This window comes from Streptacidiphilus sp. ASG 303, assembly GCF_020991365.1.
Classification (GTDB): Bacteria; Actinomycetota; Actinomycetes; order Streptomycetales; family Streptomycetaceae; genus Peterkaempfera.
Window position 1 is genome coordinate 170,261 of sequence record NZ_JAJLRA010000010.1, and the last position, 26,138, is coordinate 196,398.

At 78.5% G+C, this 26,138-nt stretch carries 20 protein-coding genes; 7 read left to right on the forward strand and 13 right to left on the reverse strand.

From position 1 onward, the window contains the following. Positions 1 to 34 precede the first annotated feature (34 nt). Positions 35 to 907, forward strand: a complete 873-nt coding sequence (locus tag LO771_RS15865; RefSeq protein ID WP_230652861.1) for an SMP-30/gluconolactonase/LRE family protein — start codon at positions 35 to 37, stop codon at positions 905 to 907. 108 nt (positions 908 to 1,015) lie between these two features. Here LO771_RS15865 and LO771_RS15870 read toward each other — a convergent pair whose 3' ends face one another. Beyond that, complete coding sequence (locus LO771_RS15870; RefSeq protein ID WP_230652863.1) at positions 1,016 to 3,955, reverse strand: AAA family ATPase; 2,940 nt, start codon at positions 3,953 to 3,955, stop codon at positions 1,016 to 1,018. 312 nt (positions 3,956 to 4,267) lie between these two features. Between LO771_RS15870 and LO771_RS15875 the strand changes: the two genes are divergently transcribed. Further along, positions 4,268 to 5,305 carry a hypothetical protein gene (locus LO771_RS15875; protein WP_230652865.1) on the forward strand — a complete coding sequence of 346 codons (1,038 nt, stop codon included), beginning with the start codon at positions 4,268 to 4,270 and terminating at the stop codon, positions 5,303 to 5,305. Between the two features lie 149 nt (positions 5,306 to 5,454). Here LO771_RS15875 and LO771_RS15880 read toward each other — a convergent pair whose 3' ends face one another. Continuing rightward, on the reverse strand, positions 5,455 to 6,612 hold the full coding sequence (locus LO771_RS15880) for a zinc-dependent alcohol dehydrogenase family protein (protein ID WP_230652867.1): 1,158 nt from the start codon (positions 6,610 to 6,612) through the stop codon (positions 5,455 to 5,457). A gap of 209 nt (positions 6,613 to 6,821) precedes the next feature. Here LO771_RS15880 and LO771_RS15885 point away from each other — a divergent pair, with 209 nt between their 5' ends. Further along, the gene (locus LO771_RS15885; RefSeq protein ID WP_230652869.1) at positions 6,822 to 7,553 is read left to right on the forward strand and encodes a class I SAM-dependent methyltransferase; all 732 of its coding nucleotides are present in this window, start codon (positions 6,822 to 6,824) and stop codon (positions 7,551 to 7,553) included. Positions 7,554 to 7,567: 14 nt separating this feature from the next. On the opposite strand, the gene LO771_RS15890 is transcribed toward LO771_RS15885, so the two are convergent. From LO771_RS15890 to LO771_RS15910, 5 genes are all read right to left on the reverse strand, one after another. Next, entirely contained in the window at positions 7,568 to 8,914 is a 1,347-nt protein-coding gene (locus LO771_RS15890) for an MFS transporter (protein WP_230652871.1), read from the reverse strand. A gap of 210 nt (positions 8,915 to 9,124) precedes the next feature. Further along, positions 9,125 to 10,618, reverse strand: coding sequence for an MFS transporter (locus tag LO771_RS15895; RefSeq protein WP_230652873.1), 1,494 nt, complete (start codon positions 10,616 to 10,618; stop codon positions 9,125 to 9,127). Positions 10,619 to 10,785: 167 nt separating this feature from the next. Further along, on the reverse strand, positions 10,786 to 11,442 hold the full coding sequence (locus LO771_RS15900; protein ID WP_230652875.1) for a TetR/AcrR family transcriptional regulator: 657 nt from the start codon (positions 11,440 to 11,442) through the stop codon (positions 10,786 to 10,788). Positions 11,443 to 11,668: 226 nt separating this feature from the next. Continuing rightward, entirely contained in the window at positions 11,669 to 12,019 is a 351-nt protein-coding gene (locus LO771_RS15905) for a metalloregulator ArsR/SmtB family transcription factor (RefSeq protein ID WP_308188918.1), read from the reverse strand. Between the two features lie 142 nt (positions 12,020 to 12,161). Beyond that, positions 12,162 to 12,533 carry a hypothetical protein gene (locus tag LO771_RS15910; protein WP_230652877.1) on the reverse strand — a complete coding sequence of 124 codons (372 nt, stop codon included), beginning with the start codon at positions 12,531 to 12,533 and terminating at the stop codon, positions 12,162 to 12,164. Positions 12,534 to 13,000: 467 nt separating this feature from the next. On the opposite strand from LO771_RS15910, the gene LO771_RS15915 reads away from it, so the two are divergent. Beyond that, on the forward strand, positions 13,001 to 13,798 hold the full coding sequence (locus LO771_RS15915; RefSeq protein WP_230652878.1) for a DUF1206 domain-containing protein: 798 nt from the start codon (positions 13,001 to 13,003) through the stop codon (positions 13,796 to 13,798). A gap of 7 nt (positions 13,799 to 13,805) precedes the next feature. Here the strand turns inward: LO771_RS15915 and LO771_RS15920 are convergent, their stop codons facing one another. The 3 genes from LO771_RS15920 to LO771_RS15930 form a co-directional block, all read right to left on the reverse strand. Further along, on the reverse strand, positions 13,806 to 14,390 hold the full coding sequence (locus LO771_RS15920; RefSeq protein WP_230652879.1) for a GNAT family N-acetyltransferase: 585 nt from the start codon (positions 14,388 to 14,390) through the stop codon (positions 13,806 to 13,808). 64 nt (positions 14,391 to 14,454) lie between these two features. After that, positions 14,455 to 15,654: an XRE family transcriptional regulator gene (locus LO771_RS15925; protein ID WP_230652881.1), complete on the reverse strand. Its 1,200-nt coding sequence runs from the start codon at positions 15,652 to 15,654 to the stop codon at positions 14,455 to 14,457. Then, complete coding sequence (locus LO771_RS15930) at positions 15,651 to 16,163, reverse strand: NUDIX domain-containing protein (protein WP_255744397.1); 513 nt, start codon at positions 16,161 to 16,163, stop codon at positions 15,651 to 15,653. Before LO771_RS15930 ends, LO771_RS15925 begins: the two co-directional genes overlap by 4 nt. Before the next feature lie 167 nt (positions 16,164 to 16,330). Here LO771_RS15930 and LO771_RS15935 point away from each other — a divergent pair, with 167 nt between their 5' ends. Beyond that, positions 16,331 to 16,849: an NUDIX hydrolase gene (locus tag LO771_RS15935; RefSeq protein ID WP_374228181.1), complete on the forward strand. Its 519-nt coding sequence runs from the start codon at positions 16,331 to 16,333 to the stop codon at positions 16,847 to 16,849. Here LO771_RS15935 and LO771_RS15940 read toward each other — a convergent pair. Beyond that, complete coding sequence (locus LO771_RS15940) at positions 16,822 to 17,556, reverse strand: cytochrome b/b6 domain-containing protein (protein ID WP_230652885.1); 735 nt, start codon at positions 17,554 to 17,556, stop codon at positions 16,822 to 16,824. The genes LO771_RS15935 and LO771_RS15940 overlap by 28 nt on opposite strands. After that, a complete protein-coding gene (locus LO771_RS15945) occupies positions 17,540 to 18,205 on the reverse strand; it encodes a molybdopterin-dependent oxidoreductase (protein ID WP_230652947.1) in 666 nt (221 codons plus the stop codon). The genes LO771_RS15940 and LO771_RS15945 overlap by 17 nt, the downstream gene beginning before the upstream one ends. A 302-nt stretch (positions 18,206 to 18,507) precedes the next feature. Here LO771_RS15945 and LO771_RS15950 point away from each other — a divergent pair, with 302 nt between their 5' ends. Beyond that, positions 18,508 to 19,290, forward strand: coding sequence for a TetR/AcrR family transcriptional regulator (locus LO771_RS15950; protein ID WP_230652887.1), 783 nt, complete (start codon positions 18,508 to 18,510; stop codon positions 19,288 to 19,290). A gap of 105 nt (positions 19,291 to 19,395) precedes the next feature. After that, complete coding sequence (locus tag LO771_RS15955) at positions 19,396 to 21,045, forward strand: hypothetical protein (protein WP_230652960.1); 1,650 nt, start codon at positions 19,396 to 19,398, stop codon at positions 21,043 to 21,045. A gap of 67 nt (positions 21,046 to 21,112) precedes the next feature. Here LO771_RS15955 and LO771_RS31075 read toward each other — a convergent pair whose 3' ends face one another. Continuing rightward, a complete protein-coding gene (locus LO771_RS31075; RefSeq protein ID WP_304944817.1) occupies positions 21,113 to 26,098 on the reverse strand; it encodes a cation-translocating P-type ATPase in 4,986 nt (1,661 codons plus the stop codon). Positions 26,099 to 26,138 lie beyond the last annotated feature (40 nt).

The following is a 26,138-nucleotide window of genomic DNA, read 5'->3' on the forward strand; positions in this document are numbered from 1 at the left end:
CCGCGGGTCCCGTCCGCACCCTCCTGGAGTCCCCGTGCGCGCCGACCTCGTCTCCCCCGACCGCCTCGTGCTCGGCGAGAGCCCCCGCTGGGACGCGGCGGCCGGGCGCCTCCGCTGGGTCGGCATCGAGGACCGCGCGGTGCTGTGGCTGGACCCGGCGACCGGGAAGTCCGGCCGCACGGACCTGGACACCATGCCCGGCACCCTGGCCCCGTACGACGGCGACCGGGTGCTGCTGGCCACCGACCGGGGCTTCGAGGTGCTGGACACGGCCTCCGGCCGCCTCGGACCGGTCGCCGCGGCGGAGGCCGACCGGCCCGACCGCCGGATGAACGACGGGGCGTGCGACCCGTACGGGCGGATGCTGGCCGGGACGACGGCGCTCTCCGGCACGCCGGAGCCGGGCCCGCTGTACCGGCTGGAGACCGGCGGCGGTGCGCCGCGCGCGGTGCCGGTGCTCGACGGGCTGCTCGTCCCGAACGGCCTGGCGTGGCCGGAGCCGGACCGGCTCTGGCACATCGACAGCCCGACCCGGCGGATCGGCCTCCACGTCTATCCCGAGCACGGGCCGGTGGGCCCGCTCGTCCGCAGCATCGACACCTCGGACCTTTCCGGCGACCCCGACGGCATGGCGCTGGACGCCGAGGGCAACCTGTGGGTGGCGTTCTGGGGCGGTTCGGCGGTGCGCTGCCTCGCGCCGGACGGGCGGGTGCTGGAGACGGTGGAGCTGCCGGTGCCGCAGGTGACGAGCGTGGCCTTCGGCGGCGACGCCCTGGACACGCTGTGGATCACCACCGCCGCCCGCGGCACCGACCCGGACGACCCGGCCCCGCACGGCGCGCTCTTCCGCTGCGACGCCCCGGTCCGCGGCCTCCCGGCCGTGCCCTGGGCCGGGCCGTCCGCCTGACGCCCGCCCCTGCACCGCCGGTCCGCGTCGCGTCGGCCGCGTCCCGGACGGGCGGCGGCCCCGCCCGTCCCCGTCGCGGGACGGGGCCGCCGGAGCGGCCCCGCCGGCTCACCCGCCGTCGCGCGGGTCCTCCGGCGGCAGGCCCAGCGCCGAAGGCAGGCCCTCCCGCCCGGTGCCCAGCTTGCGGTGGACGGCCGCGAGCAGCCGGTCGACGATCCGCACCCCCGTGCCCAGCTCCACCGCTATCCGGTCGGACGGCACGCCGCGCACCGCCAGCTCCGCGGCCCTGCGCTCCCGGTCCGTCAGCGCCTCGGCGCCGAGCATGTACAGGCCGCGCGGGCGCAGCCCGGCCGCGGAGAGCTCCCCCGCGGCCCGCGCCGCCAGCGCCTCGGCCCCGCACTGGTTGGCCAGCTGCACGCCGTGGCGCAGCTGCTCGGCGGCGTCCGAGGCGCGCCCCACCCGGCGCAGGGCGGCGCCGTGGTCGACGAGGGCGAGGGCGTACTCGTACGCGGACGGGGAGCAGCCCAGCCGGGCGACGGCCAGTTCCAGCATCGCCTCGGACTCGTCGGGGCTCTCGGCGACGGCGGCGCCCATCCGCAGGGCCTGGCCGACGGCGGTGCCGGTGCCGTAGCGCTCCGCGTCGCGGACCGCGTCCCGGGCGAGGGAGCGGGCGCGGGCGGGGTCGTCGCCGGCCACGGCGAGGGCGAGGAGGGACCGCCAGGGCGACCAGACCGGGTTGCGCCAGCCGCGGGCGTCGAGGCGGGCGCCGACCGCGGAGAGCTCGGCGGCGGCCTCCTCGGTGCGGCCGTGGGCGAGCAGCAGCCTGCTGTGGAGGGTGGGCGCGTCCGGCAGCAGCAGGGCCGCGGGGTAGGGCGGGCCGAAACGGTACTGCTCGGCGAGGGCCATGGCCTCGTCCGCCCGGCCGCGGGCCAGGAGCGTCTCGATGAGGACGCCGACGGCGTCCCACTGCAGGGGGACGCCCCGGCCCAGGCGTTCGGCCGTGCGCAGGCTGCTGCGCAGGAAGTCCTCCGCCTCGCTCAGGCGGCCGCCGCGGAAGCGCACCAGGCCGAGCAGGAAGTAGGCGAAGCCCAGGTGGGACCCGCTCCACCCGGCGACCTCGAACTCCCGCACCGCGTCGCCGAACAGCTCCTCGGCGAGGTCCAGCCGGTCGGTGTAGGTGCAGGTCATGCCGAGCATGGTGGGGACCTCGAAGCCCCAGGTGCGGTTGGTCCAGCCCAGCTCGGCGGGCAGCCTCCCGGCGTCGAGCGCCCGGTCCACCAGGGCCTGGGCCTCCGCCGCGGGCTCGCCGCGCAGGGTGAGGTCCCAGGCGCGCAGCACGTGCACGACGCGGGCGGCGGCGTCGTCGCGGCCGTCGAGCTCCCCGGCGAGGTCGGCGAGCTGCCGGGAGCGGTCCGCCCGGCCGCGGTCGTCGGTCTGCAGCGCGGACCAGATGAAGCGCCCCGCGAGGAGCCGGGTGCGGGCGGGGCCCGGCGGGGTGCGGGCCGCCTCGGCGGCGAGCACGCCGACGGCCTCGTCCAGCCGGTCCAGGTGGCCGAGGGCCTGGGCCAGGCGCAGCGCCGCGTTCTCCCGCCGGGAGGAGGTCAGGCCGGGCCGGGCGAGGGCGGCGGTCAGGTGGTTGACGGTGACGGCGGGCTGGGTGAGCAGGGTGGCGCAGCCCAGTTCGTACTGCACGTCGGCGCGGTCGCCGTCGGCGGGCGGCTCGGCCAGGGCCCGCTCCAGGCAGCGGCGGGCGGCGTCGGGGGCGCCGACGGCGACGTGCTCGCGGGCCGCCTCGCGGAGGACCTCGACGAGGTCGTCGTCGCCGTCGGGGTGGACCTCCAGCAGGTGGCGGGCGGCGACGGCGACGCCGAGGCCCGCGTCGCGCACGGCCTGGGCGGCGACGCCGTGCATCGCGGTGCGGGCGGCCGGCGGGACGGCCCGGTAGACGGCGGTGGCGATCAGAGGGTGGACGAACTCCAGGACGGGCCCGCCCTTGATGACGCGGGCCTCCCGCAGCCGCTCGGCGGCCTGCCCGGCCTCGGCCGGGTCCATGGCGGCGAGCCGGGCGGCCAGCGGCGCGGGGGTGCCGTCGCCGAGGACGGCGGCGGCCCAGGCGTAGCGGAGGGTCTCCGGGCCGAGCTTCTCCAGCTCGGCGACGAGTCCGGCGCCGCGCACCGCGGCGCCCAGGTCCCGCAGGAGCTCCGCGCTGTCCGCGGTGGGGGCGATCCCGCGCTCCTCGGCCCGGGCGAGCAGCTCCACCGCCTCGTACGGGTTGCCGGCGGTGACGGTCCAGCACTCACGGCAGAAGGCGTCGTCGGCGTCGCGCCCGAGGGTGGCGCGCACCAGTTCCGCCACCGCGGCGGGGCCGAGCGGGCGCAGGACGAGGGGGCGTCCGGCGCCGTCCTCGACCAGCCGCGGGAAGGGGTCCTCCCGGGGGAGGTCGTCGGGCCGGTGGGCGAGGACCAGCAGGACCGGGAGCTCGCGGACGCGCTGCCGGAACGACGCGAGCCACCCCGCCGACTCCGGGTCGGCCCAGTGCAGGTCGTCGACCACCAGCACCAGCGGGCTCCCGGGCCGCGCCAGGCGGGTGAAGACCTGGTCCAGGCCGTCGCGGACGCCCTGCGGGTCGGCCAGGGCCCCGTCGGGCGGCGCGAACAGACCGGCGGCCGGGCCCGTGATCCCGTACCAGAGGCCGAAGAGCTCGCGCTGCTGCGCCTCGCTGCGGCCGACGAGGACCGGCTGCAGCAGCTGCCTGACGACGTGGAAGGGGAGGGAGCGCTGCTGCTCGCCGCCGCGGGCGAAGAGCACCCGGCAGTCCCCGCGCGCGGAGGCGATGCGGCGGACCTCGGTGAGGAGGGCGGTCTTGCCCGTGCCGGCGGACCCGCTGACGAGCAGCGTCCCGCCCGGCCGGCCGCCGCCCGCGGCGGCGCGGCGGCAGAGGTCGTCGACGGCGCGCTCGGCGGCCGCGACCTCCTGTTCGCGCTCCAGCAGCACGGCCGGGGCCCCGCCCTCGGGCCCCGGGCCCCGGTTGTCGTCCCGATCGGTCACGGCCGGCCTCTCTGTGTCGTCTGCGCCGCCGACATGACTTCCCGTCACGAGGCTATCCGGTGGCGGCCGGGTCCGGGGGCGCATCGGCCGCGCGGAACCGGACAGGTTGGCCGGGAAGGGTGTTTACCGCTGAGGTCTCCGGAACGAGGATCACCGTGAGGCGACCCCGCGCGCAGTCCGGCCGTGCGCCCCCGCACCCCGGCATGCGCCGTCCCGGAGGAGGAGACGCCGTGCCCCCACCGGTGGGCGGCCGTGCGCCGCAGAGGCCTCCGGCGCCGTCGAGGCGACTGGACGAAGAATCCGGAGAAGACCGTGGAACTCACCCTCCCGCTGCCCGAATTCCCCTTCCCTTCCGTGATCAGCCCGTACGCCGCGCAGGCCGAGGAGCACCTGCGGGGCTGGGCCCGCAGCAGGCGCATCGTCGCCCCCGGGGCGGCCGCCGACGCCTTCGACTCCATGCTCTTCGGCCGGTTCGCGGCCCGCGTCTACGCGGACGCGGAGTACGGGCGGCTGCTCACCCTCGCCGACTGGACCGGCTGGATCTTCGCCTTCGACGACCTCCTGGACGACACGCCGGAGGGGCGTGACGCGGAGTTCGTGGAGCGCGTCATCGCCTGCATGGAGCCGGTCTGCCGCGGGCGGCGGACCCTCCGCAGACCCCCGGCCCCCAGCCGCGAGGTGGCCCGTTCCCGCGACGCGCTGGCCCGGCTGCGGCGGCGGATCACCCGGGCCATGCCCGCGGAGTGGAACGCGCGGTTCACCCGCAACGTCGTCGACTTCCTGCACTCCTACCGCCGCCAGGCCTCGGTGAACGGGTCGCGCGCGGTGCTGGACGAGGCCGCGTACAGCGCCCACCGGTCGTCGACGGTCGCGATGTACACGGGGGCGGACCTCATCGAGTACGGCACCGGCCGCCCGGTGCCCGAGCACCTGCTGGCCCGCCCGGAGGTGGCGGCCCTGCGGGAGTCCGCGGTCAACGCCATCGGCTGGACCAACGACCTCTTCTCGGCGCCCAAGGAGATCTCGGTGGGCGACCTGTGCAACTACGTGACCGTCCTCCACCGGCAGCTCGGCGTGCCCCTGGAGGAGGCCGCCCGGGAGGTGGTAATGCGGATCGACGCCGAGGTGAAACGGTTCTGTGAGGCGGCCGCGGCGGTCCGCGACCTCTGCCGGGGCCTGCCGGACGACCAGGCCCGGGCGCTGCTCGGCACGGTCGACGGACTGGGGCACTGGATGGCGGGCCACGCCGCCTGGTCGCGGGAGACCGGCCGGTACCGCTCCCACGCCGTGCCCGACGGGCGGGAGCTGCTGGAGGCGACCGGCCGGGCCCCGGGCGGGCCGCACGCCTGACGGTGCGGGCGCGGGTCCGGGCCGCGGCAGGCCGGACCCGCCCGGCCCGGGCGCGGTTCCGGGGGACGGCCCGGGTCCGGGTACGGGCGCGGTACGGGCGCCGGTCCGGATGCGGGTCCGGGCGCGGTACGGGCGGTCCCCGGTGGGGTTCAGGCCGGGCCGGGGACGAGCACCGCGGCGCCGGTGACCCGGTCCGCCGCGAGGTCGGCCAGCACCCGGTCGGCCTCGGCCATCGGGCGGCGGGTCACGTGCACCTGCGGGCGCAGCCGGGCCGCCTCGGCGAGGTAGGCCCGGCCGTCCGCCCGGGTGTTCGCGGTGACGCTGCGCAGCGTCCGCTCCTGGAAGAGGTGGTCGGCGTACCGCAGCGGCGGGATGTCGCTCAGGTGGATGCCGGCCACCGCCAGCGTGCCGCCGCGGTCCAGGGCGGCGAGGGCGGTCGGCACCAGGTCGCCGACGGGGGCGAAGAGGATCGCCGCGTCCAGCGGCTCGGGCGGCGCGTCGTAGGCGCCGCCCGCCGAGGCCGCGCCCAGGTCCAGGGCGAGCCGCCGGGCCTCCTCGGAGCGGGTGAGCACGTGGACGACCGCGCCGCGGGCGGTCGCCAGCTGGGTCGTCAGGTGGGCCGACGCGCCGTACCCGTACACGCCCAGGCGGCCGCCGCGGGGCAGCCGGGCCCGCTCCAGCGCGCGGTACCCGATGATGCCCGCGCAGAGCAGCGGGGCGATCTCCTCGTCGGCCCAGCCCCGCCACGCGGGGGCGTCCTCGGGCAGCCGGTAGGCGTAGCGGGCGTCGGCGAGGAGGTGGCCGGCGTAGCCGCCGTGGACGTCCCAGCCGGTGTAGCGGGAGTGCGGGCAGAGGTTCTCGCGTCCGCTGCGGCACCAGGGGCAGTGCCCGCAGGTGCCGGCCAGCCAGGCGACGCCCACCCGGTCGCCCGGGGCGAAGCCCTCCGCGTCACCGGCGAAGCCCTCCGGGTCACCGGCGAAGCCCTCGAGGTCGTCGGCGGAGCCCTCCGGGTCACCGGCGGAGCCGTCCGGGGCGGTGCCGGGCCCCTCCGCGCCAGGACCGGCCGCCAGGACCCGGCCCACCACCTCGTGGCCGGGCGTGCAGCGCGGCAGGTGCGGTACCAGGTCGCCCTCGGCGAGGTGCAGGTCGGTGCGGCAGACGCCGCAGGCGGAGACCTCGACGAGCAGCTGGTGGGGCCCCGGGGGCGGGAGCTCCCGCTCGACCCGGCGCAGCGGGCCGTCCGCGGCGGGGCCGGGCCGGTCCACGACCCAGGCCGTGGTGGTCGTCGGCTGGTGTGCTGTCGGCACGGTCGGACTCCTCCCGCGGTGGCCCCTCGACGCTACCGCCGCCCGCGGCCCGGCGCAGGGCGTGACCGGCGGGGCACGCGGCACTGCGGGGCGGGCCGCGGGGTGCGGGCTGCGGGATGGGGGCTGCGGGCTGCGGAAAGGGCGGGGAGGGCGGGGGGCCGCGGACAGGGCGGCGGGCGGGGACGGACCGCGGGCATAGGGTGCGGGCCATGCTGGACTACGACACCGAGGCCGACCGCTACGACGCGAGCCGGGGCGGGGTGCCGCGCGCCGGGGCCGCCGCGCGGGCGGTCCTGGGGCTGCTGCCGCCGGACGTCCGCACCCTCCTCGACGTCGGCTGCGGCACCGGCCTGGTCAGCGCCCGGATCTCCCGGCCGGGCCTGCGGGTGGCGGGCGCGGACGCCTCCCCCGGCATGCTCCGGCTGGCGGCGGCCCGCCTGGGCGGGGCGGTGGTGCTGGCGGACGCCCGGCGCCTCCCGTTCGCCGACGGCACCCTGGACGCGGTGAGCGCCGTCTGGCTGCTGCACCTGCTGCCCGACGCCGCACCGGTGGTCGCCGAGTGCGCCCGGGTGCTGCGGCCGGGCGGGGTGCTGGTCGCGACCGTCGACAAGGACGCATCGCACGACGTGGGCAGCGACATCGACGCGCTGCTCGCGCCCTTCCGGCGGCCGGACGCGTCCGACGGACGCGCCCTGGTGGCCGGGCACGCCGCACGGCACGGGCTGCGGCCCTGCGGCGGGGCGTCCTTCACCGGGCACGGCCAGGGGCGGTCGCCGCGGTCGGCCGCCGCCGGACTGGCGCACGGCGCCTACCCGTCCGCGATCCGGGTGACGGAGCGTCAGGCCGCCTCCCTCGCGGCGTCGCTGGCCGCGCTGCCCGACCAGGACCGCCCCCGGCCGGATCCCGTGTACCGCCTGGTGGCACTCCGCAAGGACGTCTGAGCCCGGCGGTCCGGTCAGCCCGGCAGGGCGGCCGCCGGGACGGCGGCCGGGACGGTGTCCGGGCGGGTGCGCACCGCCCAGCGGGCGGCCGGGCCGGTGGCGAGCCCGGCGCCGAGGAAGAGGAGTCCCAGCAGCAGCCAGCCGGACGTGCCCCCCTCCACCACGAGTCCGGTGAGGAGCGGCGGCCCGAGCGTCCGCGCGACGGCGACCCCGCTGCCGTAGAAGCCCTGGTACTGGCCCTGCCGGTGGTCGGGGGCGAGGCAGGAGCCCAGCTCCCACCCGCCGGCGGACTGCACCGTCTCGCCCGCGGTCAGCAGGGCGACGCCCACGAGCAGCAGCGCCACGGCCGTCGGGGCAGGAACGGCGCCGCCGGAGAGCGCGAGGACGACGCACGAGGCCGGCACCAGCAGGCCGGACCGCCGGACGGCCCGGACGGCGGCGGCCGGTCCGCGGACGCCCCGTGCGGCCCGCACCTGGAAGAGCACCACCCCCAGGGTGTTGAGGACCAGCAGCGCGGACCCGGTCCAGGGCGGTGCGGCGGTCCGCTGCACGGTCCAGAGCGGGAGGGCGAGGCTGAGCAGCGGCATCCGCAGCAGCATCAGGGCGTTGAGGAGGGTGAGCAGGGCGTACGGCCGGTCGCGCAGCACCGCGAGGGCCGGACCGCCGCCGGGCGCGGGCGGGGCTGCCGGGACGGCGGGCACCCGCAGCAGCAGGGCGGCACAGGCCAGGAAGGCGGCCGCGTCGAGGGCGAGCGCCCCCAGGAACGCCTGGCGGGTGCCGAGGTGCAGGGCCACTCCTCCGAGGGCCGCGCCCGCGGCGAGTCCGGCGTTGCCGCAGGACTGCAGCCGGGCCCGCACGGCGGTGCGCCGGTCGGGGCCGACCAGCCCCGCCAGCAGGGCCTGGCGGGCAGCGGCCAGGCCGCACTGGCCGGACGCGTAGAGGCAGGCGACCGCCAGGAACGGAGGGAAGGAGCGGACGAGGAGGAGGGCGCCGAGGGCGCCGGCAGTCGCGAGGGCGAGCAGGGCGGAGGTGCCGCGCGGCCCGTGCCGGTCGGCGAGGTGCCCCAGCGGGATGCCCGCCAGGGTGCCGACGGCCCAGGAGAGGCCGAGGCCGAGGCCGATGAGGGCCGGGGAGAGGCCCGCGACGCGGACGAGGAAGAGGGCGGAGCAGACGAGGTAGGCGCCGTCGCCGACGGAGTTGGCCGTCTGGGCGAGCGCGAGCCCCCGCTCCGGACGGGCGGGTCGGCCGGGGCCGCCGGGACGGGCAGGACCGCCGGGACGGGCGGGGCGCGACAGGCGCTCAGGGCGGCAGGTCCGGGAGGTCCGGGGAGTCCGGAGGGTCCGGGGGGTCCGGCTGGGCATGCGGCTCCTCGGTCGTCCGGCGATGGGGAGGGGTGCGCCGCACCACCGTAGGGCGGGGAGGGCCGTCCGCCCAGGGCCGCTCCGCCGCCGTCCGCGTGGGCCACTTCGGCCCGCGGACGGCGGGCCCCGGGCACGCGCCGGGGCCCGCTCCACGCGTGGAGCGGGCCCCGGACGGGAGGGGCGCGGCCGGGCCGCGCCGGTGGGCGTGCCTCAGTGGGCGACGACCGGGACGGGGACCTCGTCAGCGGCGCCCTTCCCGGAGGCGACCGCGGCGCCGCCGTCCTGGCGCCCGGTGGTGATGAAGGTGAAGGCGATGGCCGACGCGGTGGCCAGGATGCCGGCGGCCCACCCGATGGCGGTGGCGTAGCCGTGCACCGCGGCCTGGTTGACGAGCCGCAGGTCGCCGCCGTGGGAGGCCAGCCAGTGGGTGGTGGCGCTCGCCGCGACCGTGTTCAGCAGGGCGGTGCCGATGGAGCCGCCGACCTGCTGGGAGGTGTTGACCATGGCGGAGGCGACACCGGCGTCGCGGGGCTGGACGCCGTACGTCGCCAGGCTCATCGCCGGCATGAAGGAGGTGCCCATGCCGAGGCCGAGCATGAGCTCGGCGGGGAGGATCAGCCCCGCGTAGGGGCTGCCGACCTCCAGCCGGGTGAGGAGCAGCATGCCGAGCGCGGCCAGCAGGAAGCCGGGGCCCATGAGCAGGCGCGGGGGGACCCGGTTCATCAGGCGGGCGCCGATCTGGGTGGAGCCGGTGATCATGCCGGCGACCATCGGCAGGAAGGCCAGGCCGGTGACGACCGGGGAGTAGCCCTTGACGACCTGCAGGTAGTAGGTGAGGAAGAGGAAGAGGCCGAACATGCCGATGATGGCGAGGCCCAGCGAGAGGTACACGCCTGCGCGGTTGCGGTCGGTGACGACCCGCAGCGGGAGCAGCGGGGCCTTCACCCGGGCCTCCACGGCGACGAAGGCGGCCAGCAGGACGACCGCGGTCGCGAAGAGGCCGAGGGGGGCGGGGGCGGTCCAGCCGTCGCTCTCGACGCGGGTGAAGCCGTAGACCAGGGTGACCAGGCCGAGGGTGGCCAGGATGACGCCGGGGATGTCGAGGCGGTTGCGGTTGCGGCTGCCGGCGGGCTCGTGCACGACGGCGGCGGCGCCGAAGGCGGCCACGGCGGCGATCGGCACGTTGACGTAGAGCGCCCAGCGCCAGTTGAGGTACTCGGTGAGCACGCCGCCGAGGATCAGGCCTAGCGCGCCGCCGCCGCCGGCGATGGCGCCGAAGACGCCGAACGCCTTGGCGCGCTCCTTGGCCTCGGTGAAGGTCACGGCGAGCAGGGACAGCGCGGCGGGGGCGAGCAGCGCGCCGAAGACGCCCTGGAGGGCGCGGGCGCCGAGGAGCATGCCGGTGTTCAGGGCGGCGCCGCCGAGGGCGGAGGCCCCGGCGAAGCCGATCAGGCCGGTGATGAAGACCCGCTTGCGGCCGGCGATGTCCGCGATGCGGCCGCCGAGCAGCAGCAGGCCGCCGAAGGCGAGGGTGTAGGCGGTGATCACCCACTGGCGGTTGCCGTCGGAGATGCCGAGGTCGTGCTGGGCGGAGGGCAGGGCGATGTTCACGATGGTGCCGTCGAGGACCACCATCAGCTGGGCGAGGGCAATGAAGACCAGGGCTGTCCAGCGCCTGGGGTGCGGGGCGGCCGTTTCCGGCATGGGGGTACTCACAATCGTCACGGGTCGGGCGGTCGTCACGGGTCGGGCGTGCAGGATCGGACGCACGGGTGCGCCGTCCGGTCGGCGGACGGGCGCACCGGCGTGCCGGTGCGTACGGGTCGGGCTGCGGGTCGGTGCCGTTGCTCGGGGCCGCGGTGGCGGCTCGGTCAGCGGTACTCCCCCTGGAGCCTGCGGAGGTCTTCGAGGGTGGTGGCGGAGCCGGACAGCTCCGTGGGCCGGGGGGTGCCCAGCCCGTCGAGGAGCAGGTCGAGGTGGCGGTGGACGAAGCGGTCGGCGCCGCCGCAGCCGGTGCCCGGCAGCGGGCGTGCCAGCTGGGTGACGGCGACGATGACGTCCCCCGCGGCGATGTCGGGGCGCAGGTCGCCGGAGCGCCGGCCGGCGTCGATGATGTCCGAGACGGCGCGCTCCAGGCGGGTCCGGGCCGCGGCGAACTCGGGGTCCCGGGGGTCGACCCAGCCGGAGAGCAGCGGGCAGACGGCGCCGATGCGCTCGTCCGCCGCCGCGTGGACGAAGCGCCGCAGCGCCGCGAAGGCGGACGGCTCCTCGTCGCGGGCGGCCTCCGCCTGCTCGGCGGTGCGGACGAGGACGGAGAGGGTGACCGTGCGGATCAGCCCGCGCCGGTCGGGGAAGTGCCGGTACAGCGTGGCGTTGCCGATGCCGGCCCGGCGGGCGATCTCGTCCAGCGGGACGTCCGCGCCGTGCTCGACGAACGCCTCCCGGGCGGCAGCCGCGATCCGCGCACGGTTGCGGCAGGCGTCCGCCCTCATGCGGGCCCCCTGCTGCTCCACGGCGCCGACGCTCATCGGACTGCTCCTCCGGACGGTGAACCGGGGACTGCTTCCCCGGTTGCTCGCATGGGAAGAACGGGGAAGGACTCCCCGGTTATTTCACGGAGCCGTGTGACGCGCGTCACACACCCGGGGGGCGGCCTCCGGGACGGCCGGACGGAGCCGCACCGGGGAGGGGCCGCGCCCGGGCAGGGCCGCGTCCCGGCAGGGCAGTGTCCGGACGGGCAGTGTCCGGACGGGGTCACATGAGGCGGGCGCCGCGCTCGGCCTCGCGCAGCTCGTCGAGCAGGCCCTGCTGGCCGGCGAGCAGTTCGGTGAGGATCCGGCGGGCGGCGCGCAGCAGGTCGGCGACGTCGGCGCCGGCCAGCGAGTAGACGACCGTGGAGCCCTCGCGGGCGGAGACCACGATCCCCGAGCGGCGCAGCACCGCGAGCTGCTGGGAGAGGCTGGACGGCTCCGCCTCCAGGTCCGCCAGCAGGTCGCGGACGGGCTTCGGCCCCTCCTGGAGGAGCTCCAGGACGCGGATGCGGACGGGGTGGCCGAGCATCCGGAAGAACTCCGCCTTCGCCTGGTACAGCGGAACCCGTTGCACTGCCGGTCACCCCTTTCCGGACGCCGCCCCCTGTTTCCCGCGGTCGAAGGCTACGGGCGGGGGGCCCGATCTGCCGGGGAGTGAAGCATCCGGCGGATCGGGAATTGAAGAAGGCTTCAACTTGTGGGCAAGAAAAAGGGGTTCAGAGTTCCAGGGCGTCGCAGACCTGGCGGGCGCGGTGCCGGGCCAGGGCCAGGTTGGCCCGCTTCCGGTCCAGGACCAGGTAGAGGAAGATCCCCTGGCTGCCCCGCTTGGTCAGCGGCCGGATCAGGTGGAACTGCCCGGAGAGCGTGATCAGCATGTCCTCGATGGTCTCGCCGCGCAGGTCCAGCAGCTCCATGGCGCGCATCTTGGCCCGCACCACGTCGGTGTTGCCGGCCGCGGCCACGTTGAGGTCGAGCTCGTCATTGCCGCCGAGCACGCCCAGCGCCATACCGCTGCCGTAGTCGACCAGTGCGGTGCCCAGGGCACCGTCGATGGCCATGCACTCCTTGAGGGAGGTTTCCAGGTTCATGGCTGCGTCCCCTTCTTCGTCGGTCCCCGGCCCGTCGGGCGTGCGGCGGTCGGGCGTGCGGCGGTCCGGCCCGCGGACCGGTCGCGATCACGACGCTAGGGGCCGCCCGGGCGCGCCGGGACACTCGACCGCAACCGACCGGAAGAGGCCGCACAAGCGGAGGAAAGCGGAAGGAATGCGTGCCCGAACGGTCTTCCGGCGCCGGTCCCGGTCCTTCCTGACGCAGTGTCGGACATCCCGTGGCGCGACGGCCCCCCGCCGGAGGACCGCCTCGCGCGACGGCACGGGACCGCACGGGACCGGACGGCGCGCCGCGGACGGCGCGGACCCGCCACCGGCGGCGGACCGCCGTTTCCGCCCGGTGGACCCGGGGCAGACGCCGCACGACCTGAGAGGGGTGGAGAACCGTGACGGCATCGGCAGCTGCATCGGAGGCGGGCCGGGAGGCCCGTTCGGCGGGACGGGAGGTGGCCGACAGCAAGGCCATGCGCATCGCCGCACGGGCGGGCTTCGCCGCCCGCGGCGTGGTGTACGTGCTCATCGGGGTGCTCGCGGTGCGGATCGCCTTCGGCGACTCGGGCGCCGAGGCGGACCGGCGCGGTGCGCTGGAGCAGGTGGCCCGCCAGCCCTTCGGCGAGTTCCTGCTCTGGGTGATCGGCCTGGCGTTCGTCGGGCTGGCGCTGTGGCGGCTCACCGAGGCCGTGTACGGGCCCACCACCGGCTCGGGCGGCGGCGAGGGCAAGCGGACCGTCAAGCGCCTGACCGCGCTGGGCCGGGCCGTCTTCTACGGCGTGGTCGCGGCGGGCGTCTTCGGCCTGGTGCTCGGCTCGGGCGGCCCCCAGTCCAGCGACCACCAGTCCAAGGGCCTGAGCGCCCGGGCGATGGAGTGGCCGGGCGGCCGCTGGCTGGTCGGGGCCGTCGGGATCGGCTTCGTGGTGGCGGGCTGCTGGATCGCGGCGCGCGCCGCGATGCGGAAGTTCATGAAGAAGATGGAGACCGGCCGGATGAGCGCCAAGGAGGAGCGCGCCGTCAAGGTGCTCGGCGCCGCCGGCGGCGTCGCCCGGGGCGTGGTCTTCGCCACGGCGGGCGTCTTCGCGGTCGTGGCGGCCGTGCAGTTCGACCCGGACAAGGCCAAGGGCGTCGACGACACCCTGCGGTCCTTCACGCAGACCCCGGCCGGGCCGTGGCTGCTGGTCGTGGTCGCCGTGGGCCTGGTGCTCTTCGGCGTCTTCTCCTTCGCCTGCGCCCGCTGGCGCAAGGTCTGACGGGATCTCAGCAGCCGTCGGCGCGCCCGGCGGCGGACCCCTCCGGTCCGCCGCCGGGCGCGTCCGTGCGGGCGGCGAGGTCGAGGCGCCAGTCATTGCTGCGCATCGTGCGGCCGCTGCCGGGCGGGTACGGGAAGTCGCACTCCCCCAGCAGGACGAAGCCCGCGCGGCGGCAGAGGGCGTTGGAGGCGGGGTTGTCCACGGAGGGGAAGGCGTGCAGGTACCGGTGGCGCCCCTCGGCCCGGGCCCGGTGGAGCACGGCGGCGACGGCGGCGGCCGCGACGCCCCGGCCCTGGTGGGACGGCAGGACGTTCCAGCCGCTCTCGTACACCGCCTCGCCGCGCCAGACCCGCGCCCAGTACCCGACGGTGCCGACCGCCTCGCCGCCGGGCAGGAGCACCCGGAACATGCGGCCGTCGAGCGCCCCGAGGTACCGGCGGTGGCGGGCGAGGACCTGCTCCTCGGTCTCCGGGCCGCCCACGTGCCGCTTCATCTCCGGCGTGTTGATCCGCCGCAGCAGCTCCAGGCCCTCCTCGGACCAGGGCTCGATCCGCACGCCCAGGGCGTTCTCCGGTGTCCTCACGCCGCTCATCCTGGCAGGGCCGCCCGCCGTGCCGGAACCGCTTTTCCGCAGCCCCGGGAGGCGGCGCGCGGGTTCAGGCGCCCCCGCCCAGCAGGGCTCCGCGGTGCCGCGAGGCGAGGCGGAGCAGGGCGGCCCCGGCCGGCTGGACCGGTTCGCGGTCCAGGAGGCGCCCGACGGCCTCCGCGGTGAAGGGCAGGCCGACGGACCTGCCGGTGCCGTCCTCGGCGCCGACCCGGCGGCCCTCGGCGTTGACCGCGGCGAGCCGGGGGAAGACCCGGTCGAAGAAGGCGGCCTCCACGACGGCCACCGTCAGCAGGTCCACGGCGAAGGTCAGCGGGTCCGCCCCCAGGCCCAGCCAGTGCACGGAGAGGTCGCCGCGCCGCCGGCCCGCGCCGAGCTCCCGGTACAGGGGCCACGCGTCGTAGTCGAGGGGCGCGGCGGCGGTGCCGTGGTCCTCCGCGGCGCCGAGCAGCTCCTCGGCCAGTTCGCGCACGAGGCAGCGCCACAGGTCGAAGTCGTTGGCCTCGTTCCACGGGGCGTCGTGCGAGGGCTGGAACATGCCGGCCGGCATCACCTGGTACAGGCCGCCGCCCGCGGCGACCTTGGCCGGGTCGCGCCAGTGCAGCACGAACTCCGCCGTCCCGGCCCGGCGGTCGTGGCGCAGCAGCAGGGTCGAGACGCCGGGCAGGGCGGGCCGCCGGGCCAGGTCGGTCGGGTCCCCGAGGGCGTCGCGGAAGGGCGTGCCCGGCACCTCGCCGAGGTCGGCGGCGGCGAGCTCGTGGGCGGCGGCCTCGTGGACGTCCAGGCCCTCGAAGTACCGGGCGCGGCCGAAGCCGAGCACCGGCGCCCCGCCCTCGTCGTCGACGGAGAGCAGGCGGTAGCAGGCGCGGTCCTCCAGGAGGCGGGGCCGGGCGAGGGCGGCCAGCGCGTCCGCGTAGGCGGCGTGGGGGGTTCCGTCGTCGCGCAGCGGCCGCAGCGGGTCCAGTTCGGGGCGCAGCCCGTGGACGGGCGGGGGCGGGGCGTCGGTGAGCGGGCGCAGCCGGACCCGCTCCAGCGGCACGGGCGCGGCCGGGATCCAGTGCGGCCGGGCCAGCAGCGGCGCGGCGGGCCCGGGGGCGGCGCCGGCCGCGGCGAGCCGGGCGAGGCGGTGCCGGTGGGCGTCCAGGTGGCGGCGGACGCGCAGCCAGCGGGCGCGCGAGGCGGCGGGCACGCCGGGCGCCGGGGCGGCGGGCGTCACGGGCGGGCCGGACGGGCCGGGCGCGGGGGCGGTCACCGGGCGGACCCGCCGGGCCCCTGGAGGGCGCCGATCCGGTGGAACAGCTCCGCGCCGAGGACCCGGACGTCCAGCGGCGTCTCCACCCCGGGCAGCTCGGCGGCCGCCACCCAGTGCAGGGGGTGCCCGGCCTCCCCCACGGGACGGTCGGGCCGGTCGGCCACGGCGATGTAGTGGTGGTCGACGTGGACGTGCGGCGCGGGGCAGTACCGGTCCGCCCCCACCGGGATCTCCACCGTCCACCAGGGCGGCGGCACCGTCCGGTGCGGGTAGCCGTCCGGCAGCTCCCCCGGCGCGCCGTACCCGGGCGGGACGAGGAAGCGGGCGGACAGCCCGGTCTCCTCCACCACCTCCCGGACGGCGGCCTCGGCGGGGGTCTCGTCCGGCTCCACGTGGCCGCCGGGGACGAGCAGGCCGCCGAGGCGGGGGTGCTCGATCATGCCGAGCCGCCAGTCGCCGCCGACCCGGGCGAAGAGGTAGACGCTGGCGGTGGCGTGCTTGGCCGTCATGGGCGTCCTCGTCTCGGGCGGGGTCCCGGGCGGGGCACCCGGGGCGGGCACCCGGGCGGCGGGCGGGGTGCTCCGACTCTTTCACGTCCCGCCGCACCCCGGCGGCGGGGGCCGCCCGGACGCGGACACGGGCCGCAGCGGTCCGCCCGTGTGCTTGGATGCGGGCCATGACGACTGCGGACCCCTCCCTGGAAATCCTGGACATCGTCGACGAGCAGGACCGCGTGACGGGCACCGCGACACGCGGCGAGGTGTACGAGCGGCGGCTGACGCACCGCTGCGTGTTCGTGCTCTGCCGGGACGCCGAGGACCGGATCTTCGTCCACCGCCGCACCGCGGCCAAGCTCTTCTCCCCGCTGATGTACGACCTCTTCGTCGGCGGCGTCGTCGGCGCGGGCGAGACGTACGCGGAGGCGGCGGTCCGCGAGGCGGAGGAGGAGCTGGGCGTCTCGGGGATCAGGCCGCGGCACCTGTTCAAGTTCCTCTTCGAGACGCCGGAGCACTCCTGGTGGTGCGACGTCCACGAGGCGCGGTGGACCGGGCCGGTCGACCCGCAGGTGGAGGAGGTCGACTGGCACGCCTTCCTCACCGAGGAGGAGGTGGGGCGGCGCCTCGCCGAGTGGCCCTTCGTGGCGGACGGGCTGGAGGCGTGGCGCCGCTACCGGGAGCTGCGGGACCGCGGCTGATCCGGGGCGGGCCGCTCCGGCGCGTCCGGGGCGTCCCGCCCGGCCGCGGCCCGTTCCCGTGCGGCGCGTTCCCGTGCGGCCCAGAGCGGGTGCTCGCGGGCGGCCCAGCCGGGCGAGACCGTGCCGGTGCGCATGCCGAGGCGGGCCTCCGGGTCGCGCGAGGCCATCCACAGGTGGCCGGCGACCACCGCGGCCACGGCGAGCGCCAGCCAGTCGTGGACGAAGGTGGCGCCGGTCCGCCACACCAGCGGCGCCAGGTGCGGGAACCACATGAGCAGTCCGGTGCCGACCATGACCAGGGCGGCGCCGGCCGTCCAGGAGGCGTAGAGCTTCTGCCCGGCGTTGAACTTGCCGGCCGGCCGCTCCCAGTGCCGCCGCAGGGCGGACCGCAGCCACTGCCGGTCGTGCGGGCCGAAGCGGTTGAGGAGCCGCAGGTCGGCGCGGAACGCCCGCGACGCCAGGCCCGCCAGGACGGGGAGCGGCAGCAGGATCCCGGACCACTCGTGGACGGTGACCACCAGCCGCCGCCGGCCGACCAGCTCGGCCAGCGGCGGCAGGTAGAGGCAGGCGGCGGTCACCAGGCACAGGCCCATCAGCGCCGCCGTGGAGCGGTGGACCCACCGCTCGGCGGCGGTGAACCGGCGCAGCCGCCCGCCGGGCGGCGCGGCGTCGGGCCCCGGCCCGGGGGCGTCAGGCTGTCGGGGCATCGTCACGTCCGTTCGACCGTCCCACCCAGGCGTCCACGTCGTAGCCGTACTGCTCCCAGTAGCCGGGCCGCACCCGGTCGGTCACGGTGATGCCGGAGAGCCACTTCGCCGACTTGTAGAAGTACATCGGGGCCACGTAGAGGCGGACCGGGCCGCCGTGGGCGTGGCCGATGGCGGCGTCCTGCATCCGCAGCGCGACCAGGACGTCGGGGCGGCGGGCCTGCTCCAGGGTGAGGCTCTCGCTGTACGCGCCGTCGAAGCAGGTGAACCGGACCGCGTGCGCCCCGGGCCGCACGCCGGCCGCGTCGAGCAGGCGGGAGAGGCGCACGCCCTCGAACGGGGTGCGCGGCACCCGCCAGCCGGTGACGCACTGGACGTCCCGCACCAGCCGGTCCTGGGGCAGGGCGCGCAGGTCGGCCAGCCGGTAGGAGCCGGGCCGGTCGACGAGGCCGTCCACGGTGAGCCGGTAGTCGGCCTCGCCGCGGTGGGGCACCGAGTCGGCGACGGAGTAGTAGCGGAAGCCGCCCCCGCCGGGCAGCAGTCCGGTGAGTCCGGTGGGGTCCTTGCCGGCGGCGGCCCCGAGGAAGGAGTCCACCCCGCGCTGGAGGAAGGGCCCGGCGGCGACGCCGGCGGCGCCGAGCCCGAGCATGCCGAGGACGACGCGGCGGCCGACCGGCGTGCCGCGCCCCTCGGGTTCGGAGGTCGTGTCCACCCCTCGATTCGACCAGGTGGAGCGCGTCCTGGCCAGGGGCGGCGGCCGGACGTCAGCGTTTCGTCACACATGGCGGGGCGGCCGGGAGGGGGCGGGCGCCCTCGGGGCCGCGGGGACAGCGCCCCGGGGAGCCAGGGCCGCGTCCGCCGGGGGGTGCGGACGCGGCCCTGGGGAGGAACGCTATCCGTGTACATGACACTGCGTCAATGCCGCGTGCCGCCTCCCGTTAGGGTGGGCCCATGGCCACGCGCACGCGCCCCCGCAGCACCCCCGCAGCACCGGAGCGGCCCGACCGCGGCCCCCGCCGCCGGCTCAGCGTGGACGAGCGCCGCGAACAGCTGATCGAGGTCGCCCTCGACCTGTTCAGCCGCTGCGCCCCCGACGAGGTGTCCATCGACGACATAGCGGCCGCCGCGGGAGCCTCCCGCCCCCTGGTCTACCACTACTTCCCCGGCAAGCAGAGCCTCTACGAGGCCGCCCTGCGCCGCGCCGCCGACGAGCTCGCCGGACGCTTCCGGGAGCCCGCCGAGGGCCCCCTCTCCGAACGGCTGCACCGCGTCATGGTCCGCTACTTCGACTTCGTCGACGGCCACGGGCCGGGCTTCGCCGCCCTGCTGCGCGGCGGGTCCGTCGCCGCCGGCTCCTGGAGCGGCGCCGTCATCGACGAGGTCCGCCGCGCCGCCCACGACGAGATCCTCGCCCACCTGGGCGCCGAGGACCCGGGCCCGCGGCTGCGCCTCACCGTCCGCACCTGGATCGCCGACGCGGAGATCACCGCCCTCGCCTGGCTGGAGGACCGCTCGCTGTCCCGCGAGGAGCTGCAGCTGCGCCTCGTCCAGGAGTTCACGGCGGCCCTCGCGGTCACCGCCTCCCGGGAGCCCTCCCTGGTACCCGTCCTGCGGGGCCTCCTCGCGGAGGAGTCCCCCTCCGGGCCCGCCGGACGGCTCCTCGCGCAGCTCGGCGGACTGCTCGCCGACCCGGGCATCGCGGACGCCGTGGGACGGCTGGCGGCGGAGGGCTGACGGCGGCCGGCCCGGGCGGGCGGGGGCCCGGACCGCAGGCCGCCGGTGCGTCCCCGTCTGGTAGAAAAGCCGGGCCGATCCGTACACGAGGGGGAACAGGCACGCATGTCTGAGAACGGACTCGCCCACGCACGGGCCGCCGCGAACCGGGTGGCCGCCACCGTCGACGCGGTCTCCGAGGCCCTGCTGTCCGGCCGGGCCTGGCTGCACCCCGCCGCCTCGCTCACCACCCCCGTCCGCGTCGCGGCCCTCCCCTCCCCCGGCGAGCCCGCCACCGGGCACGAGCGCCGGGTCGTGGCCGGGGCGGGGGCGGTCGTCGGGTGGGCCTCCGCCGAACCGGCGCAGGGGCCCGTCGCCGCCGACGCCGTCCGCCGCGTCCTGGACCGCCTGGGGGCGGGTCCCGTCCTCGGCCGCGAGGCCGACGCCGAGGCCCTGCACCTCCCCGTCGCCGCCGGACCGGCCCCCGGCGACCCCCGGCCCGCCCTCCCCCCGCTGACCGGTGCCGCCGACCGGTCCGGACCGCTGCGCACCGCCGACGTGACCGGCGTCCGGGTCCGGCTGACCGTCCCCGTGGTCTTCCACTCGCTCCTCGTCCGGGGCGGCGCCGACCGGGTGGCCGACCACCTGGTCGAGACCGCGGAGGAGGTCCTGGCCGGCGCCCGCGGCGCGGCGCGCCGCGACTGGGCGGCGGTCACCGCGTCCTGTGCCGACGCCGCCCGGGCCGACGGCGCGTTCTTCGCCGGGCTCTGCCGGCTCGACGTCGGCGGACGCGAGAGCACCGCCACCCTGGCCGCCGTCGTCGCCCCCCTCGACCCCGGCGCGTCCGCGGAGCCGCCCGGCGATCCGGGAGCGGCACCCGGCCACGCGGGGGCCCACCGGGTCGAGCTGCCCTGCGGCCCGGCCACGGTCCTCACCGAGGCCCGGACGACACCAGTCCCGGCGGCGCTCGCCGCCGACGGCCGCCGCCGCCTGATCGGCACCGCCGCCGCCGTCGCCCTGGTCCCCCTCCCGGACGGGGAGCGGGTGCTCGCCGTGCAGCTCAGCACGCCGCACGAGCAGGACTGGGAGCTGTACGGCGCCGCCTTCGCCCTGGTGCTGGAGAGCATCGAGATCGCCTGGGACGGCGTCACCGCGGCGCCCGAGGCGCCCATGGCACCCGAGGGACGCGAGGGACGCGAGGAGGCGGCAGCCGCGCCCACCGCCCCTGCCGCTCCCGCACCCGCGCCCGCGCCCGCGCCCGCCGCGGAGCCCGCCGCCGCCGCAGCTCCGGCGGGGACGGCCGTGCCCGCCCCGGCCGGCCCCGCCCCCGTTCCCGCCGCGCCGCCCGCTCCGGCTCCCGCCCCGGCCGCCGCGCCGACGCCCGCTCCGGCAGTCCCGGCTCCCGCACCGGCGGACGCGGCCCCGGCCGCCGCCCCGGCGGGCACGGACAGGCCGGGCAAGGGCACCCCCGTGCGGGTCCCCCCGGCCGACTGGGACCCCTTCGCCCCTCCCGGTGCGGCCCCCGCCGGCCCCGCGGCCGCGCCCGCGCCGCCGACCCGGGCGCCGGCCGCGGGCGCGGCCGCCGGCGGCGAGGGCGGGCCGGGCAAGGGCACCCCCGTGCGGGTCCCCCCCGCCGACTGGGACCCCTTCGGCACCACGAGCGCTGCCCCCGCCGCCCCGGCCCCGGCCGCCGCGCAGGACCCGGCCGAGGAGGCCGCACCCGCCAAGGGCACCCCCGTCCAGGTCCCCCCGGCCGACTGGGACCCCTGGGCCTGAGCACCCGTGCCCGGCCCCGCCCGCGCACCGGCCGGAGACCGGGCGGGGCGGCGGTCCGGACTCCGGGTCAGTGCGCGGCGGAGCTGTTGAGGAGGCGTCCGCCGAGGGCCGCGGCGGCGGTGGCGACGACCGCGCAGCCGAGGACGACCGCCCAGCCGACCGGTCCCAGCGCCGTACAGCCGAAGAAGCGGTTGATCCCCGGCACCTCGACCGCCGCCACCAGGGCCGCAGCCGAGACACCGCTGGTGAGCAGGACGAGCGGGCTGCGCCAGCGGCCGATGAGGGTCTGTCCCAGCTGGGCCCCGACGAGGGCCGCGAGCGCCATCGTGGAGGCCCGCCGCCCGCCGTCGGGCAGCACCCGGGTGGCGCGGCCGAGCTGCCAGGCCACCAGCGCCGCCGCCGCGGTGGCGCTGCCGCGGACGGCGAGCATGCGGGCCACCTCGGGCCCGGCGAAGCCCCGCGCCGGACCGTCCGTGACCGCGCGCCCGCCGCCCTCCGCGCCCCGCACGCCCTCCGCCTCCGCGTCCGACCGGCGGGGCGTCAGGGCCACGGCCAGGGCGGGCAGCATGTCGGTGAGCATGTTGACCACCAGGAGCTGACGGGTGGTCAGCGGAGCCCGTCCGCTGACCGCCGTACCGGCCAGGGTGAACGCGATCTCGCCCGCGTTGCCGCCCACCAGGATCGCGATGGCGTCCCGGACGCTCGCCCACAGCGAGCGGCCCTCGGCGAGCGCGTCCAGGATGAGCCGGGGGTCGGGCGCGGTCAGCACGAGGTCGGCCGCGCTGCGCGCGGAGCCGCTGCCGCGCCCGGCGACCGCGATGCCGACGTCGGCCCGGCGGATGGCGGCGGCGTCGTTGGTGCCGTCGCCCGTCATCGCGACCACGCGTCCGGCCCGCTGGAGCTCCCGGACGATCCGCACCTTCTGGGCGGGCGACACCCGCGCGAAGACCGCCGCCGCGGCCACCACCTCGGCGCGGCGGGCCGCGGGCAGCGCCTCCAGCTCGGCACCGGTCAGCACCCGGTCGGCGTCGGGGATGCCGATGTCGGCGGCGACGGCGGCGGCGGTCACCGGGTGGTCGCCGGTGACCATCACCGGCCGCACCCCGGCCCGGACCAGGCCCGCGACCGACGCGGAGGCGTGCGGCCGCGGCGCGTCCGCGATCCCCACGAACCCGAGCAGGCAGGCGTTCCGCACGCGTCCGGCCAGCTCCTCGCCGGACATCCCGGCTGGCTCGCCCGGCCCGTCCACCGCGATCCGGGCCACCGCGAGGACCCGCAGGCCGCGCCCGGCCAGCGCCTGCACCCGCTCCCGGGCCCGGTGCCGCCTGGCCTCGGTGAGCGGCAGCGCCCGGCCGTTGCGGTCGGCGACCTCGGAGCAGCGCTCCAGGACGGTCTCCGGCGCGCCCTTGACCGCGATGACCGGCCCCTCCCCTGCGTCGCCGAGCGCGGCCGAGAAGCCGCGGCCGGTCTCGAAGGGCAGCTCCGCGAGGAGCTTCCAGCCGGGGACCTCGTCGTGGTCCAGGGCCGCCTCGGCGACGGCCCGGTCGGTGGCGTGCGCCATCTCCCGGATGCCGTCGGCGAACGGGGGGCAGGCGCGGGCGGCGTTGCGCAGGATCCGCCGGCCGGTGCCGCCCGCGATCGGCACCGGGCCGTGCAGGGCGGCGGTGCGGACCAGCGAGAGCCGGCCCTCCGTCAGGGTGCCGGTCTTGTCGAAGCAGACGGTGTCGACGCGGCCGAGCGCCTCCAGGGCGCGGGTGGAGCGCACCAGGACGCCGAGCCCGGAGAGGCGCCGGGCGGCGGCGAGCTGGGCCACCGTCGCGACCAGGGGCAGGCCCTCCGGCACGGCGGCCACCGCGATCGCGACGCCGGAGGCCAGGGCCTCGCGCAGCCGCAGCCCCCGCAGGAGGCCCAGGCCGGTGACGGCGAGGCCGCCGACGCCGGTGGCGGGCAGGGCGATGCGGGTGAGTTCGGCGAGCCGGGCCTGCAGGCCCGCCGTGGAGCGGACCCGGCCCGCGGCGCGGGCGGCCCGGCCGGCCTCGGTGGCGCCGCCGGTGGCGACCACGACGGCGACCCCCGACCCGGCGAGCACGACCGTGCCCTCGTAGAGCATGCAGCTGCGCTCGGCCTGGTGGGCGTTGGGGACCGCCTCGGGCGACTTGCCGACCGGGAGGGGCTCGCCGGTGAGGCTCGCCTCGTCGACCTCCAGGGAGACGGCGGCCAGCAGCCGGGCGTCCGCGGGCACGACGTCCTCCGGGTGGACCGCGATGAGGTCGCCGGGGCGCAGCCGGTCGGCGGGGACCTTCCGGCCCCGGGTGTGCGCGGGTTCGGGCGGGTGGGGGGCGTCGCCGGGGGGCTGCGCCACGAGGCGGGCGTGGGTGCGCTGGCGCAGCAGCAGGGCGTGCAGGGCGCGTTCGGCGCGCATCCGCTGGGTGCCGCTGACGACGGCGTTGCCGAGCATGACGCCGCCGACGAGGAAGGCGTCGACGCCGGATCCGACGACGGCGGAGGCGGCGGCGCCGAGGGTGAGGACGGGGGTGAGCGGGTCGTGCAGCTCGTCGCGGGTGGCGCGGTACAGATCGGCGGCGGTCCGCGCCGGGCCGGCGAGCCGGCGGACGGCGGTCCGCACGCCGGGCACCGCGCAGGCGGCCCGCCGCACGGCGGCGGCCCGGTCCCGGAGCGCGGCGGCGGGGCGCTGCCCCAGCTCCGCCGCCGTCCGCGCCGCCCGGGCCCGTTCGGCCTCCTGGAGCTCGCGCATCCGCTGCCACACCTCGTCGGCGGGGAGGGCGTGCCAGGCGTCCCGGACGACGGGCGGCGGGGAGGGGCGGCGGGAGACGCCCCTGGCGCGCAGGGCGGAGGTGGCCATGGCGCCGAACGCGGCCAGGTGCACGGGCGGCGCGGTCCGCCAGCCGAGGAACGGGCCGCGGCCGCGCTCCGGGGGGCGCGAGGCGGAGAGCAGGGCGCCCAGGGCGGAGGCCGCCACCGAGGTGTGGGCGGCGCTGGTGCTCTGCTCGTGGGCGGCCGGCACGGCGGCCAGGACCCGCCAGGCCTGCTCCAGGGCCGAGCCGGGCGGGCCGCCGGCGCCGCAGACGATGTCCGCCGTCCAGTCGGCGCCGCCCTCGTCGGGGGCGACGCAGACGCCGACGTCGGCGGCGCGCAGCGCGTGGGGGCGGTCGCGGGCGACCAGCAGCACGCCCCGGCCGTCGGCCTGGAGGGCGCGGACCGTCTCGGTGAGGCCGTCGTCGCCGTCGCCCGCCTCCTCGGCCTGGCCGAGGAGTTCGTGGACGGCGGCGTGGGGGGTGACCGCGACCTGGGCGGCGCTCTGCTGCGCCACGTCGAGGAGCGCCTCGGCGAGGGGGGCCGCGCACACGCCGATCCGCACGGTGCCGCAGAGGCCCTGGGGGCCGTGGAGCTCGGCGAGGACGCCGCGCGGGTCCGCCGGGTCGGCGTCGGGGCCCGGGACGGGCACGGGCACGGGTGCGGGTGCGGGTGCGGCCTCGGCGCCCGCGAACGGGTCGGCCGTGGGCGCGCCGGGGGCCGCGGGCCCGTCCTGCACCGGCCGCAGGCGGTAGTGCCCGCGCCGCCAGGCGGCCGGGTCGGCGAGGTCCGCGGCCGTGCGCCCGTGCAGGACGCGGGCCGCGGCCTGCCACACCGCCGCGTCGTCGAGGTCCTCGTGGGCGGAGCGCGCGGCCAGCAGCCGCACCTCCTCCCCGCAGAGCACGCGGGCGTCGATCACCACCGCGTCGATCCGGTCCAGCCGGCGCAGGGCGCCCGGGTCCAGGACCACGGTGCCGCGCCGGGCGAGGTCGTGCCCCAGGACGGCCGCGAACGCCTCGCGGCCGAGCCGGGCGGCGCGCGGCAGGGTGGCCAGCAGGGCGTCCGCCGCCCCCTCCATGTGCTGGGAGACCAGGACGGTGACGGCGGCGCCGAGGACCTCCGCGAGGGCGGTGCGGTCGGCGGCGCGCTCCACCGGGCCCTGCGGGAGCGGGACCGGCCGCGGCGGCGGCTCCGGCAGGTGCGCGGGCACGGGCACCCCGCCGGCGCAGAGCCGGGGGTGGGCGGCCGTCCAGGCGGCCGCGCGGGCGCCGATCTCGTACAGCTGCAGGCAGCGGTGGGCCACGTCGACGGCGAGCGGAGCGACGCCGTCGGAGACGCCGTGCAGGACGGCGTTGACGCCCGCGAGCAGCACCTCGGCCCGGTGGTGGCCGATCCGCGCACCGAGGTCCTGGCGGACGGCGGGCAGCGAGTCGGCCATGGCCACGGCGGCCCGCACCACCCGGGGCGCGGGGGCGATGCGGGTGAGCCGGACGACGGAGGCGCCGAGCAGGCCGACGCAGTCGAGCACGAGGGCGACCGACGCCGCGGCGGTCGCGGCCTGGTCGTCGGGCGGTCCGGGGCGGTCGGGCTCGCCGGCCTCCCACGCCTCCAGCTCCTCCTCGCCCAGCTCCTCCCCGCCCGCCTCCGGCGCGGCCTCCCTCGGGGCGCCCGGGCGGCGGACGGCCTCCTCGGCGGAGCGGACCGCCTCGACGAGGTCGGCGACGTCCACCCGGTCCTCGGCGAACGCCACGAGGACGTGCCCGGTGACGGCGTTGACCTCGGCCAGGTCGACGCCCTCGACGTCCTTCAGGGCCGCGGTGACGGCGGAGGCCAGCCGGTGGTGGTGGGGTCCGCCGGCGGGGAGGCCGCGGACCTGGATGTGGGCGCGGCCGCCGTACGCCCAGATGCGGCGCCTGCCCTCCCCCTCGACGAGGGCGCGCAGGCCCCGCCCGACGGCCTCGGAGTCGGGCAGCGGCCGGGCGGCGGCGGCCGCCGCGCCCGCGGCGCCGGAGGCGGCGGACCTCCCGAGGGAGCCGGCCCCGGTGGCCGCGGACCGGGCGAGGGAGGCCGCGCCCGCGGCGCCCGTGCGGCCGATCGCGGCCGCCGCGGCGGCCCCGCCCCGGGCCAGCGCGATCGCGTCGGCGGCGCCGCCCGCCGCGGCGCGCAGCCCGGTGGTCAGGGCGGGGCGGGCGGGGAGCAGCGCGACGGCGGCGGCGAGCAGGGCGGGCGACCGGGCCAACGCGGCCTCCTGGGGTGCGGCGGAAGGTACCGCGGCTAGC